15 protein-coding genes are annotated in these 15,762 nt (G+C 71.0%); 4 read left to right on the top strand and 11 right to left on the bottom strand.

The annotated features are described in order from the left end of the window. Positions 1 to 3: 3 nt before the first annotated feature. Genes GWK25_RS03570 through GWK25_RS03555 form a run of 4 tightly spaced genes read right to left on the bottom strand, consistent with a single transcriptional unit; the run spans position 4 to position 3,001 of the window. The gene (locus GWK25_RS03570; protein ID WP_215448456.1) at positions 4 to 1,344 is read right to left on the bottom strand and encodes an NADH-quinone oxidoreductase subunit D; all 1,341 of its coding nucleotides are present in this window, start codon (positions 1,342 to 1,344) and stop codon (positions 4 to 6) included. Beyond that, complete coding sequence (locus tag GWK25_RS03565) at positions 1,341 to 2,075, bottom strand: NADH-quinone oxidoreductase subunit C (RefSeq protein ID WP_215448455.1); 735 nt, start codon at positions 2,073 to 2,075, stop codon at positions 1,341 to 1,343. The genes GWK25_RS03570 and GWK25_RS03565 overlap by 4 nt, the downstream gene beginning before the upstream one ends. Next, positions 2,072 to 2,626 carry an NADH-quinone oxidoreductase subunit B family protein gene (locus tag GWK25_RS03560; protein WP_003998928.1) on the bottom strand — a complete coding sequence of 185 codons (555 nt, stop codon included), beginning with the start codon at positions 2,624 to 2,626 and terminating at the stop codon, positions 2,072 to 2,074. The genes GWK25_RS03565 and GWK25_RS03560 overlap by 4 nt, the downstream gene beginning before the upstream one ends. A 15-nt stretch (positions 2,627 to 2,641) precedes the next feature. Continuing rightward, positions 2,642 to 3,001, bottom strand: a complete 360-nt coding sequence (locus GWK25_RS03555) for an NADH-quinone oxidoreductase subunit A (RefSeq protein ID WP_009310323.1) — start codon at positions 2,999 to 3,001, stop codon at positions 2,642 to 2,644. 715 nt (positions 3,002 to 3,716) lie between these two features. On the opposite strand from GWK25_RS03555, the gene GWK25_RS03550 reads away from it, so the two are divergent. Next, positions 3,717 to 4,553 (top strand): C40 family peptidase, encoded by an 837-nt coding sequence (locus GWK25_RS03550; RefSeq protein WP_215448454.1) that lies wholly within the window; start codon positions 3,717 to 3,719, stop codon positions 4,551 to 4,553. Positions 4,554 to 4,804: 251 nt separating this feature from the next. Here GWK25_RS03550 and GWK25_RS03545 read toward each other — a convergent pair whose 3' ends face one another. After that, a complete protein-coding gene (locus GWK25_RS03545; RefSeq protein WP_215448453.1) occupies positions 4,805 to 6,097 on the bottom strand; it encodes a geranylgeranyl reductase family protein in 1,293 nt (430 codons plus the stop codon). A gap of 146 nt (positions 6,098 to 6,243) precedes the next feature. On the opposite strand from GWK25_RS03545, the gene GWK25_RS03540 reads away from it, so the two are divergent. Both GWK25_RS03540 and GWK25_RS03535 read left to right on the top strand, forming a co-directional pair. Continuing rightward, positions 6,244 to 6,750, top strand: coding sequence for a GNAT family N-acetyltransferase (locus tag GWK25_RS03540; RefSeq protein WP_215448452.1), 507 nt, complete (start codon positions 6,244 to 6,246; stop codon positions 6,748 to 6,750). 199 nt (positions 6,751 to 6,949) lie between these two features. Next, positions 6,950 to 7,273: a PASTA domain-containing protein gene (locus GWK25_RS03535; RefSeq protein ID WP_184904816.1), complete on the top strand. Its 324-nt coding sequence runs from the start codon at positions 6,950 to 6,952 to the stop codon at positions 7,271 to 7,273. Between the two features lie 43 nt (positions 7,274 to 7,316). Here the strand turns inward: GWK25_RS03535 and GWK25_RS44195 are convergent, their stop codons facing one another. Further along, the gene (locus tag GWK25_RS44195; RefSeq protein WP_286014512.1) at positions 7,317 to 9,119 is read right to left on the bottom strand and encodes a zinc ribbon domain-containing protein; all 1,803 of its coding nucleotides are present in this window, start codon (positions 9,117 to 9,119) and stop codon (positions 7,317 to 7,319) included. A 122-nt stretch (positions 9,120 to 9,241) separates the two neighbouring features. Next, positions 9,242 to 9,940: a demethylmenaquinone methyltransferase gene (locus tag GWK25_RS03525; protein ID WP_215448451.1), complete on the bottom strand. Its 699-nt coding sequence runs from the start codon at positions 9,938 to 9,940 to the stop codon at positions 9,242 to 9,244. Positions 9,941 to 10,161: 221 nt separating this feature from the next. Here GWK25_RS03525 and GWK25_RS03520 point away from each other — a divergent pair, with 221 nt between their 5' ends. Beyond that, a complete protein-coding gene (locus GWK25_RS03520; protein WP_374200686.1) occupies positions 10,162 to 11,184 on the top strand; it encodes a chitinase in 1,023 nt (340 codons plus the stop codon). A 21-nt stretch (positions 11,185 to 11,205) separates the two neighbouring features. Here GWK25_RS03520 and GWK25_RS03515 read toward each other — a convergent pair whose 3' ends face one another. The 4 genes from GWK25_RS03515 to GWK25_RS03500 form a co-directional block, all read right to left on the bottom strand. Then, a complete protein-coding gene (locus GWK25_RS03515; protein ID WP_215448449.1) occupies positions 11,206 to 11,655 on the bottom strand; it encodes a hypothetical protein in 450 nt (149 codons plus the stop codon). Positions 11,656 to 11,663: 8 nt separating this feature from the next. Then, a complete protein-coding gene (mqnC, locus tag GWK25_RS03510; protein WP_215448448.1) occupies positions 11,664 to 12,863 on the bottom strand; it encodes a cyclic dehypoxanthinyl futalosine synthase in 1,200 nt (399 codons plus the stop codon). A gap of 134 nt (positions 12,864 to 12,997) precedes the next feature. Beyond that, positions 12,998 to 13,786, bottom strand: a complete 789-nt coding sequence (locus tag GWK25_RS03505) for an A24 family peptidase (protein ID WP_251829408.1) — start codon at positions 13,784 to 13,786, stop codon at positions 12,998 to 13,000. Positions 13,787 to 14,029: 243 nt separating this feature from the next. Then, positions 14,030 to 15,760, bottom strand: coding sequence for a serine/threonine-protein kinase (locus tag GWK25_RS03500; RefSeq protein WP_215448446.1), 1,731 nt, complete (start codon positions 15,758 to 15,760; stop codon positions 14,030 to 14,032). Positions 15,761 to 15,762 lie beyond the last annotated feature (2 nt).

The raw sequence follows: 15,762 nt of genomic DNA, 5'->3' as shown, positions 1-15,762 counted from the left end.
TGGTCACCGGTCGACGCCTCCCATCACGGGGTCGATGGACGCGACGGCGACGATGACGTCGGCGACCTGGCCGCCCTCGCACATCGCCGCCATGGCCTGCAGGTTGGTGAAGGACGGGTCGCGGAAGTGGACCCGGAAGGGGCGGGTGCCTCCGTCGGAGACGGCGTGCACCCCGAGTTCGCCCTTGGGCGACTCGACGGCCGCGTACGCCTGTCCGGGCGGGACGCGGAAGCCCTCGGTCACCAGCTTGAAGTGGTGGATCAGGGCCTCCATGGAGGTGCCCATGATCTTCTTGATGTGGTCCAGGGAGTTGCCGAGCCCGTCGGGTCCGAGGGCGAGCTGCGCGGGCCAGGCGATCTTCTTGTCGCCGACCATGACCGGGCCGGGCTGCAGCCGGTCCAGGCACTGCTCGACGATCCTGAGGGACTGGCGCATCTCTTCGAGGCGGATCAGGAACCGGCCGTAGGAGTCGCAGGTGTCGGCGGTCGGGACGTCGAAGTCGTACGTCTCGTAGCCGCAGTACGGCTGGGCCTTGCGCAGGTCGTGCGGGAGGCCGGCGGAGCGCAGGATCGGTCCGGTGGCGCCGAGGGCCATGCAGCCGGACAGGTCGAGGTAGCCGACGTCCTGCATACGGGCCTTGAAGATGGGGTTCCCGGTGGCGAGCTTGTCGTACTCGGGCAGGTTCTTCTGCATCTTCTTCACGAACTCGCGGATCTGGTCCACCGCGCCGGGCGGCAGGTCCTGGGCGAGTCCGCCGGGCCGGATGTACGCGTGGTTCATGCGCAGGCCGGTGATCAGCTCGTAGATGTCGAGAATCAGTTCACGATCACGGAAGCCGTAGATCATGATCGTGGTGGCGCCCAGTTCCATGCCGCCGGTGGCGATGCACACCAGGTGGGAGGAGAGCCGGTTCAGCTCCATCAGGAGCACCCGGATGATCGTGGCGCGGTCGGGGATCTCGTCCTCGATGCCGAGGAGCTTCTCCACGGCGAGGCAGTACGCCGTCTCGTTGAAGAACGGCGTCAGGTAGTCCATGCGCGTCACGAACGTGGTGCCCTGGGTCCACGTGCGGTATTCGAGGTTCTTCTCGATGCCGGTGTGGAGGTAGCCGATGCCGCAGCGGGCCTCGGTGACGGTCTCGCCGTCGATCTCCAGGATCAGCCGGAGCACCCCGTGGGTGGACGGGTGCTGGGGGCCCATGTTGACGATGATGCGCTCGTCGTCGGACCGGGCGGCGGTCTCGGCGACCTCGTCCCAGTCGCCGCCGGTGACCGTGTAGACGGTGCCCTCGGTGGTCTCGCGCGCGGAGGCCTGGGACTCCGCGGATGCGTGCTGCGTGCTCATGAGTACGACCTCCGCTGGTCCGGAGCCGGGATCTGGGCGCCCTTGTACTCGACGGGGATGCCGCCGAGGGGGTAGTCCTTGCGCTGCGGGAAGCCCTGCCAGTCGTCCGGCATCATGATCCGCGTCAGCGCGGGGTGGCCGTCGAAGACGATGCCGAAGAAGTCGTACGCCTCGCGCTCGTGCCAGTCGTTGGTCGGGTAGACGGGGACGAGCGACGGGATGTGCGGGTCGGCGTCGGGGGCGGAGACCTCCAGGCGGATCAACCGGTTGTGGGTGATCGAGCGCAGGTGGTAGACGGCGTGCAGCTCGCGGCCCTTGTCGCCCGGGTAGTGGACGCCCGAGACGCCGGTGCACAGCTCGAAGCGGAGGGCCGGGTCGTCGCGGAGGGTGCGGGCGACGGTCGGCAGGTGCTCGCGCTCGATGTGGAAGGTGAGCTCGCCCCGGTCGACGACGGTCTTGTCGATCACGTTCTCGGGGACGAGGCCCTGTTCCTCCAGGGCGCCCTCCAGCTCGTCGGCGACCTCGTCGAACCAGCCCCCGTAGGGGCGGACGGCCTCCCCGGGGAGCCGGATGGAGCGGACCAGGCCGCCGTAGCCGGAGGTGTCGCCGCCGTTGTTCGCGCCGAACATGCCGCGCTGGACGCGGATCTCCTCGCCGCCGTCGCCGCGCTGGCCGGGGAGGTTGGAGGCGGCGAGATCCTTCTCGGGGTTGACCCCGTTCGCGTCGCTCATCGCAGCAGCCCCTTCATCTCGATGGTGGGGAGTGCCTTGAGCGCGGCTTCCTCGGCCTCGCGGGCCGCTTCCTCCGCGTTCACGCCGAGCTTGGACGTCTGGATCTTCTGGTGGAGCTTGAGGATCGCGTCCATCAGCATCTCGGGCCGTGGCGGGCAGCCCGGGAGATAGATGTCGACCGGGACGATGTGGTCGACGCCCTGGACGATCGCGTAGTTGTTGAACATGCCGCCGGACGACGCGCAGACCCCCATGGAGATCACCCACTTGGGATTCGGCATCTGGTCGTAGACCTGCCGCAGCACCGGCGCCATCTTCTGGCTGACCCGGCCGGCCACGATCATCAGGTCCGCCTGCCGCGGTGAGCCGCGGAAGACCTCCATGCCGAAGCGCGCCAGGTCGTAGCGCCCCGCGCCCGTGGTCATCATCTCGATGGCACAACAGGCGAGGCCGAAGGTGGCGGGGAAGACGGATGCCTTGCGTACCCAGCCCGCGGCCTGCTCGACGGTGGTCAGCAGGAAACCGCTCGGCAGTTTTTCTTCGAGTCCCATGGTCTTAAAGGCCCCTCAGTCCCATTCCAGGCCGCCGCGGCGCCAGACGTACGCGTAGGCGACGAAGACGGTGAGCACGAAGAGCAGCATCTCCACGAGCCCGAAAACACCCAGGGCGTCGAAGGTGACGGCCCAGGGGTAGAGGAAGACGATCTCGATGTCGAAGACGATGAAGAGCATCGCCGTCAGGTAGTACTTGATGGGGAATCGCCCGCCGCCGGCCGGCGTGGGGGTGGGCTCGATCCCGCACTCGTAGGCCTCGAGCTTGGCCCGGTTGTAGCGCTTCGGGCCGATCAGCGTGGCCATGATCACGGAGAAGATCGCAAAGCCTGCCCCGAGGGCTCCCAGTACGAGGATGGGCGCATAGGCGTTCACCGCTCCTCGCTCCTCTCAGTCGGCACTGACTGCTGGCGGATTGCGTCGGCCCTGCTCTCCCGCCCCACCGGCCACACGAACCCCGTCCGTCTCGACGAAGATCGCGAACATGTGAAGCAGGTCACAAGCCCAACTGCCCCGCATCCTATGCCTGCCGGTCTGTGATCTGCGACACGGGTGCAGCACCGAGTTTGTGATCTCCACCACCTGACGAAGGATCATGAAGTCGGATGAGCGTCGATCTTCATACACGAAGCGCCAGACTGATCACCAGAAGTGACATTTTCGCTCGTTACCGCAGGTCACGCAGGGCGTCTCAATATCAAGAGAGTTCCACTGCATGCAAATTGGCGCTGGACGAGGTCGCTTGATAGAGCCCGCGTTCACACGCCGGAGGGAGGTCCGATGACGGATGTGGACACGTGCACGCGTTCACGAGCGCCGCGAGGGCGCCTTCCCGCGCGGGACGCCCCGGCAGCGGGTGACCGTTCCGTGACCTGCGCCACATCGGACCGAGATCAAATCAACCGGCCTTGGCCACTCGCTGCGATCGATGGTAAGCGCAGGGCAATTCGGGCGTAATCACGAAAGCGCATGATCAAAGGCCTGTTCGACCCTGTCCGCTATGCCCGTTACGGCGTCAATAAAGAGTGACGCGCGGGAAATTTGCGGCCTCCGTTGAACAACTGTGGCGCAGCACACGTTTCTTGAAGGTATGGAGGAGTCGCTGGTACCGCTTGTACCCATGTCCCACACCGCTCACATACGCAGCCACCGGAAACCCCGCCGCAACGCGTCCTCGATCGCGATGCGCGCCGGAGTCGCCGGTGGCGTTCTCAGCACCGTGGCCGTGGCCGGCGCGTCGACGGCCGCGTTCGCCGCGGAGCCGGTGACGCAGACGCTCGAACTGCCCACCCTCACGGCCGACCTGGCCACGCAGGCCGCGCAGTCCGCGGACGCCACGAAGGTGATGGCGGCCGAGTACCAGCTGCAGGCCGAGCGTGACGCCGCCGCCCAGGAGGCGGCCAAGCAGGCCGACAAGGACCTCGCCAAGGCGAAGAAGGAAGAGGCCCGGAAGAAGGCCGCCGAGGAGGCCGAGCGCAAGGCCGCCGCCGAGCGCGCCTCGCGCGACACCGAGCGGGCCACCCTCTCGACGAACTCGTCGGCGTCGACGACGACCACGACGGCACCCGCCTCCGGCAGCGTCGGCACGGTCATCAGCTTCCTGAAGGCCCAGCTCGGCGACGCCTACGTGCTGGGAGCCACGGGCCCCAACGCGTGGGACTGCTCCTCGCTCGTGCAGGCCGCGTTCAAGCAGGTCGGCGTGGACCTCCCCCGGGTCTCGCAGGACCAGTCGATGCAGGGCACCGAGGTCTCGCTGTCGAACCTCCAGGTGGGCGACATCCTGTACTGGGGCGCCAAGGGCTCGGCCTACCACGTGGGTGTCTACGTCGGGAACGGCCAGTACCTCGACGCGGCGAACCCCTCCAAGGGCGTCGTCATCCAGGACCTCTCCGGCTACCCGGCGACGGGTGCGGTGCGCGTGCTCTGACCCGCGCGGTCGCCCAGGGCGTTTTTCGAAGGGCCGCTCTCCCCGTGGGGGACAGCGGCCCTCGGGCTGCCCGCAGAAAGGCCACAGGTGCCCCACAGGGCGCCTGTCGTCCCGCACTTGTGGTGCTACCGCGCCCGGGTCGGCGGTGAGCCTCTCAGGGGCGTACAGCGCGTTCGGCCGGCCATGGGGTGCTCCATGGCCGGCCGAACGCGGTCATACGCGGTGATCGGGGGCATACGCCCCGGGGCGGGTCACGCCTTCGGGGCCACCTTGCTCAGGCCGTTGATGATGCGGTCCATCGCGTCACCGCCGGTGGGGTCGGTGAGGTTCGCCAGCATCTTCAGGGTGAACTTCATCAGCAGCGGATGGGTCAGGCCCCGCTGGGTGGCGAGCTTCATGACCTTCGGGTTGCCGATGAGCTTCACGAAGGCGCGGCCCATCGTGTAGTAGCCGCCGAAGGTGTCCTTGAGGACCTGCGGGTAGCGCTGGAGGGCGAGTTCACGCTGCCCGGGGGTGGCGCGGGCGTGGGCCTGGACGATGACGTCGGCGGCGATCTGGCCGGATTCCATCGCGTAGGCGATGCCCTCCCCGTTGAACGGGTTCACCATGCCGCCGGCGTCGCCGACCAGCAGCAGGCCCTTGGTGTAGTGGGGCTGGCGGTTGAAGGCCATCGGGAGGGCGGCGCCGCGGATGGGGCCGGTCATGTTCTCGGGGGTGTAGCCCCACTCCTCCGGCATGGACGCGCACCAGGCCTTCAGGACGTCGCGCCAGTCCAGCTCCTTGAAGGCGGACGAGGTGTTGAGCACGCCGAGGCCGACGTTGGACGTGCCGTCGCCCATGCCGAAGATCCAGCCGTAGCCGGGGAGCAGACGGTCCTCGCCCGGGCCGCGCTTGTCCCACAGCTCCAGCCAGGACTCCAGGTAGTCGTCGTCGTGGCGCGGGGAGGTGAAGTACGTGCGGACCGCGACGCCCATCGGGCGGTCCTCCCGGCGGTGCAGTCCCATCGCGAGGGAGAGCCGGGTGGAGTTGCCGTCGGCCGCCACCACCAGCGGGGCGTGGAAGGTGACTTCGCGCTTCTCGTCGCCGAGCTTGGCGTGCACCCCGGTGATCCGGCCCGTGCGGTCGTCGACGATCGGAGCGCCCACGTTGCAGCGCTCGTACAGCCGGGCGCCCGCCTTCTGGGCCTGGCGGGCGAGCTGCTCGTCGAAGTCGTCGCGCTTGCGGACGAGTCCGTAGTTCGGGTAGGCGGCGAGATCCGGCCAGTCGAGCTGGAGGCGGACGCCGCCGCCGATGATCCGCAGCCCCTTGTTGCGGAGCCAGCCGGCCTCCTCGGAGATGTCGATGCCCATCGCCACCAGCTGCTTGGTGGCGCGCGGGGTGAGTCCGTCGCCGCAGACCTTCTCCCTCGGGAAGCTGGTCTTCTCCAGAAGCAGCACGTCGAGCCCGGCCTTCGCCAGGTAGTACGCGGTGGTGGAACCGGCTGGCCCGGCCCCGACGACGATCACATCGGCGGTGTGTTCGGTAAGGGGCTGGGGCTCGGTCACGACGGGTTCTCCCCAAGAAGTAGAAGGATCGGAGCAAAGCCTGCCGGACGTCCGGGGCGCCGGACGTCCGGAAAACATGTGCCGACCGGGGTCGGACATGGGCAGTCTATTCAGCGGTACCGATCATCGGCTGAAGGGCTGCCCCTGTGAACCGAGCTCTGCCCGACGTACGGCTGCGTGTCCCCACCGACGAGGACGCCTTCGCCTGGCACCGGATCTTCGACGATCCCGACGTCATGGAGTTCCACGGCGGCCGGTCCGCCGAGCTGTCCGTCTACGAGGAGCTCACCGCGCGCCAGCGCCGTCACGACGCCGAGCACGGGTTCTGCCTGTGGACCCTGCTCGACGACGAGGGCCGGGCCATCGGCTTCACCGGCGCGCAGCCGTGGCCCCGCGAGTGGGGTCCGGCCGGCGAGATCGAGATCGGCTGGCGGCTCGCCCGCGAGCACTGGGGCAAGGGGTATGTGACCGCCGCCGCGCTCCAGACCCTGGAGCGGGTGCGGGCGGCCGGTGTCGGCGGGGTGGTCGCCGTGGTCGACGCCCGCAACGAGCGGTCCATCGCCGTGACCCGCCGACTGGGCATGGAGCTGGCGGAGACGTTCACGACGCCCGTATCGCAGCGGGCGGGACACTGCTACCGACTGACGCTCTAGCGGTCCGCCACTTCGGCGTCCGGCGGTCCGGCGGTTTACGACGTCGGCGGTTCGGGACGTCGGCGGTTCAGCGCGTCGAGCGTTCGGGATTTCGGCAACTCGTCACCCAGAGTAGCGATTTGCCGCAGATTGCCACGCACTGCTTCCGGGCGGGGGCGCCCGGCGGTTACCCTGCCGGTACCGCTGGGGGTGAACATCTGTGCGCATAACACCCAAGTCATCCGAAGTGCGTGTGCCACGGTTCGTCGGGCTGATGGCCGTGGACGCGCGCGAGACGGCCGAGGCGGGCGGGGTGCTCCTCGTCGCGCCCGACCGCCCCGACTTCCCACGCACCGTCGTGGACCACGTCGTTCGCCAGTACCCGCCACCTGGGGTGCAGGTGCCCCGCGGCGCCGCCGTGACCGTGTGGTTCGAGCCGGGGGACGACGGCGGGGGTGTGCGGGAGCCCCGGCGTGGTGGGCCGCCGCCGGGGTTGCGCAGGGCGCTGGACGAGCCGGGTGACCCGTTCGCGGTGCTTCGCTAGCCCGTGGGCGCTCCTTTCGCGCACCCGTCCGGCACCCCGCCTCCTACCTCTGCCAGAGCAGGATCGCCGCCGCCCCTCCCCCGCCGATCACGAAGGCCGCCGCGATGGTGAGGGTCCAGATCAGCGCGCGGCTGCGGGACTTGGGCGGCCCGGCGGGCGGCAGGTGGTGCGGGCCGAGCTCCACGAGCGGAGGTTCGTGGGGCGCCGGTGCCGGGGCGGGGACGGAGGGCTGCGGCGGGACCCCGTGGGCCGTGGCCGGGCCGTGGCTCGGCATGGCCGGGATCGGCGGCGCGATCACCGCCGTACGCGCTCCCGTCATCTGCACCAGATAGGGCGCCAGGAAGGCCGCGGCGAAGATCCAGAGCAGGCTGAAGAGCAGCACCTCGGGGAGGTCCAGGCCCGCCTCCACCTCCCCCGCGGCCGAGAACTCGGTGGTGAACTCGGCCGTGGCCGAGCCGGACGCCTCCATGCCGAAGCCACTGATGCCGGCGAGGAGGAGGAACAGCCCGAAGAAGACGCCCGCGGCGAGGAGTTGCTCGCCGCGGCCCGAGGAACGGCGGGCCGCGAGGACCCCCAGGGTCAGGGCACAGACCGCGCCGAGGGTCAACGCTCCCACGACCGCCCAGGAGTTGACGGCGTCGCCCAGTTCGGAGAGCCCGAACGACTCGCGCTCGTAGCCGCCGTACGGGCCGGACTCGACGAGTCCGTAGTCGCCGGAGGAGTCGTACGACGTGTCGTCCCCGGACCGCGTGCGGCCCGCCTCGCCCTGCACGGAAGCGCCCCAGGAGAGGCCGAGGAGATGGACGGCGAGGTTGGGGAGGACGATCAGCACCAGCAGGAGCGGGTTGAGGTCCTCCTCCCACTCCGTCTGCCACTCGTCGTTCGCCGCGAGGAGGACGAACGTGACGAGTGAGCACAGGGCGAGGACGACCGCCATGGCCCGTACGGCCGTTCCTGTCGCCCGGAACAGCGTCCGGGGCCCGGGGCGGACGGCCAGCCAGGCGGCCAGGTCGTCGCGTTGCAGCAGGCCGGCCGAGACGGCGGCGGTGAGCAGCAGCGCGCCCAGCGCGGCCCGCCAGGGGGAGGCCGCGACCTCGACGCGCGCGATGTCGGGCTGTGCGAACAGCCCCAGCAGCAGGACGGCGGCCGTCACCAGCAGCGTGACCCGCAGGGCCGCTTCGAGCCCGGTGGTACGGCCGCCGGCGGGCCCCGCCCCGGGCGCTCCCGCGCCGGCGTACGCGGCACGGGTCACCAGGCGGGTACGGAGTTGCCGTACGCCGAGGATGAGCGCCCCGAGGAACAGGACGGTCACCGTGAGCGGGACGAGGGTCAGGGTGAGGGCGCCCTCGGCGGACCGGTAGTCGCCCGCGAAGTCGCCGCCCCCGCTCTCGGAGATCCTGAAGCCGCCGCCGAGGCCCTGGAGGAGGGCGGCGAGGGCGAGGCCGAGCCGGTCGCCGAAGCCGACGAAGTCGTCGTCCGTGGCGCTCTGGTCGTACGAGGGGACGGCCAGGGCGAGGGCGGCGGCGAGGAGCAGCCCGACCGGCCAGAGCGCGGCGGCCGCGGAGGCTCCCCAGTCGCCCCGGAAGGCCCGGCCGAGGAAGGCGCCCACGGGCGAGGGGCGGGCGGGAACGGGGGCGGAAGCGGGTACGGGTGCGTACGCGGGTGGTGGCGGCGGGGGCGGGGGCGGCGGTGGGCCGAGGGTCGGCGCACCCGGTGGGGCGGGAGGGGGCGCCGGGGCGGCCGGCACGCGTTCCCGGCCGCACGCCATGCAGTAGCGCGCCTCGGCCGGGCCTGGTGTCCCGCAGTGCGGGCAGTAGGACGTCATGGAACCCCCGTCATCGGACATCACCGGTGCGTGCCGGTGTATCAACGGACGGTAGTTTCCATTGACCGGTTCCCGTCAACAGAATTCCCCGAGGAGCATCCCTCGTACGGGTGAACTACGGCTTCGGCAGGCCGACTTGGGCTCTACGCCTGGACCTTGAACCCCCGGTGCAACGCGACGATCCCGCCCGAGAGGTTGCGCCACGCGACCTTCTCCCAGCCGGCCTTGCCGAGGCGCTCGGCGAGACCCGCCTGGTCGGGCCAGGCGCGGATGGACTCGGCGAGATAGACGTACGCGTCCGGGTTGGAGGACACCGCGCGGGCGACCGGCGGCAGCGCGCGCATCAGGTACTCGGTGTAGACCGTACGGAACGGCGTCCACGTGGGGTGGGAGAACTCGCAGATCACGACACGGCCGCCGGGCTTCGTCACCCGGTACAGCTCGCGCAGCGCGGTGTCGGTGTCCTGCACGTTGCGCAGGCCGAAGGAGATGGTGACCGCGTCGAACGTGTCGTCCTTGAACGGCAGCCGCGTGGCGTCGCCCGCGGTGAACGGCAGCCAGGGCAGGCGCTCCTTGCCGACCTGGAGCATGCCGAGGGAGAAGTCGCACGGCACGACGTACGCGCCGGTCTGCGCGAAGGGCAGCGAGGAGGTGCCCGTGCCGGCGGCGAGGTCCAGGACCTTCTGCGCGGGGCGGGCGTCGACGGCCCGCGCGACCTCCTTGCGCCAGCGCCGGTCCTGTCCGAGGGACAGCACGTCGTTGGTCAGGTCGTACCGTTTCGCCACTCGGTCGAACATCGAGGCGACTTCGTGCGGCTGCTTGTCCAGGGATGCGCGGGTCACGGGCCCATTGTGGCAGTACGGGCCGGGGGCCGGTGCGGCGCCCGGCCCGTCGTGACCCCCGGCAGCGTGCCGCAGCGGCGCAGCGGTGGGTGCGGCGCCCGGAGTGGTCGACGCAGACGGGCTCGGGGGCATTCTCGTCGGCGGACTCGGATCGCGTTCCCCGGACGTGAGAAGCACACCTGCGGAACCGGCCCCTGTGCTTCATTGCCTTCATGAGCACCGTGAGGAATTCCCTGAAACCGGCCGTGGGACTGCTGTGTCCGGTGATTCTGGCCTGCGCGGGCTGCACGACGGACACCCGGGAGGCGGCGACGGAGGCGGCCGGGCCGTCCGCCGCGACGACGGCACCCACGGCGCCCACCACCTCCGCGCCGTCCACGGCCTACGCGCCGTACGTGAACGCGACCGAGGCCTCCGACCTCGACGCCGCCGGGTCGGCCGTCGCGTACAACCTGGCGTTCGTGATCGCCGATGGTGACGCGTGCACGCCCATGTGGAACGGCACGGCCGCGATCGACGACACCGCGGTGAAGTCCCGTGTCTCGGCGCTCACCGGCTCGGGGGCGTCGGTGCGCGTCTCGTTCGGCGGTGCCTCGGGCACGGAGCTGGCGCAGGCGTGCGACAGCGCGACCGAACTCGCCGAGGCGTACGGCGCGGCGCTCGACGCGGCCGGCTCGACGCAGGCCGACTTCGACGTCGAGGGCGACGCCTTGAAGGACTCCGGCTCCGTCGCCCTGCGTTCGGAGGCGATCGCGCTTCTCCAGAGGGAACGCCCCGGCCTCTCCGTCTCCTTCACCCTCCCCGTCATGCCGTCCGGTCTCGACGACGACGGTCTGTCCCTGCTGGACTCGGCCAACGATCACGCCGTCCAGGTCGGCACGGTCAACATCATGACCATGAACTACGCCAGTTCGTACGACGGTGACATGGGCGACTACGCGGAGCGGGCGGCCGAGGCGACGCACGGGCAGCTGATGGACGTCTTCGGCACGAGCGGGTCGACGGCGTGGCGGGCGTTGGCGTTGACCTCGATGCTGGGCGTCAATGACGTCGACAACGAGACGTTCACGCTGGAGGACGCGGCGCAGGTGCGGGAGTTCGCGGAGGAGAAGGGCGTCGCCTGGGTGTCGATGTGGGCGACGTTCCGGGATCGGGAGTGCGGGGACGGGGCGAGTGACGCCTTGGTCGAGTGCAGTGGGGTCGACCAGGAGGACGGGGCGTTCGGGGAGGCGTTCTCGGGCTGAGAGGCGCGGAGGCGGTGCCCGTCAGCGGCGACGGTGGACCAGGCGCCCCGCGCACACCGTGGCCGTGCAGACGCCTGCCCCGTCGTAGACGGCCAGGTCGGCGCGGCCCGCCTCGGCGAGCACCGGGGACGCCGGGTGTGGCAGCACCGAGACGTGGTTGCGCTCGGCGGCCGACCGCAGTTCCGGGGTGTTCGCGTGCTGTCGCAGGATCGCCACCGCGCCCGACTTCAGCACCGCGTGGACCTGTTCGCGGGGTGAGGGGGCGTCCGGGAGCGGGCCCTCGTGCACCCGGCCGGGCCCGAGGACGCCGGACCACTGCCGGACACGGGCGCCCGGGAACCGTAGGCGGAGGTCCTCCGCCGGGCCCACCGCCCGGACCCGGGTGCCGTCCACCACGACGGCACCGTCCTTGATCGGCTCCGGGTCGTCCCAGGTGCGCCGCACCTCGTCGGCGGCGTGCATCGTCAGCAAGGCCGGGCCTAGTTGGAGGCGAGGATCTTCAGCTCGGGGTGCGCCGTGCCGCCCTCGATGGCCGTGGAGGAGATGTGGGACATCACGCGCGCGTCGACGGGGTCGTTCGCCGGGTCGTCGTGGACGACGAGGTGCTCGTACGTCGTGGAGCGCTGGGCCGGGACCCGCCCCGCCGTACGGATCATGTCGATCATTTCCTGGAGGTTGGAGCGGTGCTTGGCACCGGCCGCCGAGACGACGTTCTCCTCCAGCATGACCGAGCCGAGGTCGTCCGCGCCGTAGTGCAGCGTCAGCTGGCCCGCGTCCTGGCCGGTGGTCAGCCAGGAGCCCTGGATGTGGGCGATGTTGTCCATGAAGAGCCGGGAGATCGCGATCATCCGCAGGTACTCGAAGATCGTGGCCTGGGTGCGGCCCTTCAGATGGTTGTTCATCGGCTGGTACAGGTACGGGATGAAGGCCCGGAAGCCGCCCGTGCGGTCCTGCACGTCACGGATCATCCGCAGGTGCTCGATGCGCTCGGCGTTGGTCTCGCCGGTGCCCATGAGCATGGTCGAGGTGGACTCCACGCCCAGGTTGTGCGCGGTCTCCATGATCTCCAGCCAGCGCTCGCCGGACTCCTTGAGCGGGGCGATGGCCTTGCGGGGGCGCTCGGGCAGCAGCTCCGCGCCCGCGCCCGCGAAGGAGTCGAGACCGGCGGCGTGGATCCGCTGGATCGCCTCCTCGACGCTCACCTTGGAGATCCGGGCCATGTGCTCGACCTCGGAGGCGCCCAGCGAGTGGATCACCAGCTGAGGGAACTCCTTCTTGATGGCGGCGAAGTGCTTCTCGTAGTACTCCACCCCGTAGTCCGGGTGGTGCCCGCCCTGGAACATGATCTGCGTCCCGCCCAGCTCGACGGTCTCCGCGCAGCGGCGCAGGATGTCGTCGAGATCGCGCGTCCAGCCCTTGTCCTTGGCCTTCGGCGGGGCGTAGAACGCGCAGAACTTGCACGCCGTGACGCACACGTTCGTGTAGTTGATGTTCCGCTCGATGATGTACGTCGCGATGTGCTCCGTGCCCGCGTACCGGCGCTTGCGTACGGCGTCGGCGGCGGCGCCGAGTGCGTGCAGCGGGGCGTCGCGGTAGAGGCCGAGCGCCTCCTCCGGCGTGATCCTCCCGCCCTCGGCGGCACGGTCGAGAACGGACTGGAGATCGGCCTTCTCGGTCACCGGGGGCGTCCCTTTCGTAAGGGTTGAACTGACCGGGCCAGCCTACGCCAGGGGGTCGGACCGGCCGACGTCAGGCCTTCCGCCTGTGGACAACTTCCCGTCGAGCGGCGGACGCGAGACGTGGGGGCGGGAGGTCAGGCCGCGTACGACTCCAGCAGGAGGCCGACGTAGGCCCCCGCGATCATGAACGGGCCCAGTGCCACCAGCTGGCGGCGCACGGCGCGGCGCCTGGCCAGCGCGACCACGGTGTACGCGCTGCCGATCAGCGCGCCGGCGAACGTGCCGAGGTACAGCGCGCCCCAGCCGTACCAGCCGAGGACGGCGCCGAGGCCGAGGGCCAGCTTCACATCGCCGAAGCCGAGGGCCATGGGTCTGATGAGGAAGAAGAGGAAGTACAGACCGCCGAGGGCGAGGGCGCCGTAGAGCGCCGTGCGCCACTGGCCCGCGTGCTCGGGTACGAGGGCGACCGCGCCCAGGAGCGTGAGCGCGAGGGCCGCGAAGGGGAGGGTCAGCGGGTCCGGGAGGCGTTGGGCGCCGAGGTCCACGAGGGTGAGGAGCACGCCGAGGGGGGCGAGGAGCAGCCATACGGCGAGTTCGGGGCGGGTGCCGGTGGTCAGGGCGAGGGTGGCGCAGATCAGGGCGGTGGTGAGGGCGACGGGGGGTGTGCGCGGGCCGTAGGAGCAAGTGGGGGGTGGGGTGGCTGTGGTGGGGAGGGGGGTGCTCGGTGTGGTGGTGGGGCGGCAGCGGGCGGGGCCCAGCCAGCCGTTCGCCGGGCCGGTGATGTGGTGGCCGACGGGGCAGGTGTGGTGCCAGGGGTGGTCCTCGTCGACCGTGAAGCGGTAGGCGGGGCGGGGGAGGAGGGTGCCGGTGGCTGCGCCCCAGAGTGCGGCGGTCAGGGTGAGTGCGATCAGCCAGGGGTCCAGTGCCACGGGGGCAGCCTAGAGGGGTTTCGCCCCCGCCGCCCCTACCCGTCCCTCCTCAAGGGGCTGCGCCCCTTTGCCCCCCCGCGGTACCGGGGCGGCGGGCTCTCGGCGGCGGGCCCAGGCGTCCGCCCGGTGGGGGCTGGTCGCGCAGTTCCCCGCGCCCCTGAAAAAAGCGGGGCTGTGCCCCGGCCTTTTTCATGAGAAGCCCCACGCACCCGCAGCCGAAAAGCCGGCCCCCTCACCTCACCTTTTCGTCTTTGCCAGGCGGGCCGTCGGGTCGCCCGCGTCCGCGTTGTCCGCGGTGTACTGGAGTTCGTCGCCTACGGGGGTGAGCGTGACCTCGTGGGTGTTGCTGGTGCAGGTCTTGGGGTTGTTCTTCGCGTCGGCGATGCTCGTGACGACGACGTGGTCCTCGGTGACCTTCTTGAGGACGAACGTGTCGTCGCAGGCCCCGCCCAGCAGGTCGACGGAGCGGAACGTGCCCAACCGGTCGCCGACGGAGCCCTGTTCGAGGGTGATGGTGAAGGTGCCCGCGGGAAGGTTCCCGCCGAGGGCGTAGCCGTCGCCCTCCCACGTGCCCAGGTACTTCTTGGGCAGGTCGCCCGCCCCGTCCTGCGGTTCCGGGTCCTGGTTCCCCTCGCTCGGGCTGCTGCCGGCCGAGGGGGCCTTGTCGGCCGCCTCGCTGCCCTTCTCGTCGCCGTTCAGCATGTTCAGCCCGAACACCAGACCAAGGCCCACCACCGCGAGCGCGCCCGCGACCGCCAGGGCGACCGAGCAACTCACCCGTCGCACCCGCCCGTTCGCCGTGGCCGTGGACGCCGCCGCCACGCTCAGCGACAGCTTGCCCGGCGGTGGGGCCGTGTCCGCCGACGCGGAGTCGGCCCGCTGCCCCGGCACGTGGGTCGCGGGCGGCGACATCACCGGAGGCGGGCCGAACACCCCGCTCGTGGCCGGGACTTCGTCTTCGACCTGCACATCGGCGGAGGAGGCCGAAGCGTGCTGGGAGGCCGAGGGGGCCAGGAGGTCCGAGCCCACCGACGGGCTGCTGAACCCCACCGGTCCTGACGGGACTTGCTCCGCCGCGTCCAGGTTCAGGAGTTGCACCGCGCTGCGGCCGACCTGTTCCACCAGGGGGCCCGGCAGCCAGCCCGCCGCCACCAGCGGGGCCGCGCCCTGGGGGGCCAACGTGCGGGCGATCTCGTCGGGGGCCGGGCGCGCGGAGGGGTCCTTGGACAGGCAGCGCTCCACGAGGGCGCGCAGGTCGCCCTCCACGCCGTCGAGCCGGGGTTCCTCGTGGACGACCTTGTAGAGGAGGGCGGCCGAGGAGTCGTCGGGGAAGGGGGACTGGCCGGTCGCGGCGTACGCGAGGACCGCGCCGAGGGAGAAGACGTCCGCCGCGCCGGTGATGCCCTTGCCGAGGATCTGCTCGGGGGACATGTAGCCGGGGGAGCCGATCGAGACGCCCGTCGAGGTCAGGGACGCCGTGCCGTCCGTGGCGCGGGCGATGCCGAAGTCGATGAGGAGGGGGCCGTCGACCGTGAGCAGGACGTTCGACGGCTTCACGTCCCGGTGGACCAGGTCCAGCGCGTGCACCGCCGACAGCGCTTCCGCCAGGCCCGCGCCCAGGACCCGTACGGAGTGGGGAGGCAGGGCGCCGCCGTCCGTCACCGCCGTCGCCAATGAGGGACCGGCCGCGTAGCCCGTCGCCACCCAGGGGACCGACGCCTCCGGGTCCGCGTCCAGGACGGGGGCGGTCCAGGCCCCGCCCACCCGGCGGGCCGCGTCGACCTCCCGTCGGAAGCGGGCGCGGAACTCCTCGTCGAGGGCGAAGTGCGGGTGCACCACCTTGACGGCGACGGTACGGCCGCCCGCGCTCCGCCCCAGATAGACGCGGCCCATCCCACCCGCCCCGAGCCGGCCGAGCAGCCGGTAGGGCCCCACGACCGTGGGTTCGTCGACATCGAGCGGTCGCATGG

Origin of the sequence: Streptomyces sp. ATCC 21386 (genome assembly GCF_018728545.1) — a bacterium.
Classification (GTDB): Bacteria; Actinomycetota; Actinomycetes; order Streptomycetales; family Streptomycetaceae; genus Streptomyces.
The sequence above is the reverse complement of the archived record's forward strand: the minus strand, read 5'-3'. Positions and strand labels throughout refer to the sequence as shown.

Bases quoted from the DNA above. Each gene is read 5' to 3' on its own strand.
- GWK25_RS03560 (WP_003998928.1), bottom strand. From the start codon at position 2,626: ATGGGACTCGAAGAAAAACTGCCGAGCGGTTTCCTGCTGACCACCGTC.
- GWK25_RS03550 (WP_215448454.1), top strand. From the start codon at position 3,717: ATGGAGGAGTCGCTGGTACCGCTTGTACCCATGTCCCACACCGCTCAC.
- GWK25_RS44195 (WP_286014512.1), bottom strand. From the start codon at position 9,119: ATGTCCGATGACGGGGGTTCCATGACGTCCTACTGCCCGCACTGCGGG.
- GWK25_RS03500 (WP_215448446.1), bottom strand. From the start codon at position 15,760: ATGCGACCGCTCGATGTCGACGAACCCACGGTCGTGGGGCCCTACCGG.
- GWK25_RS03565 (WP_215448455.1), bottom strand. From the start codon at position 2,075: ATGAGCGACGCGAACGGGGTCAACCCCGAGAAGGATCTCGCCGCCTCC.
- GWK25_RS03570 (WP_215448456.1), bottom strand. From the start codon at position 1,344: ATGAGCACGCAGCACGCATCCGCGGAGTCCCAGGCCTCCGCGCGCGAG.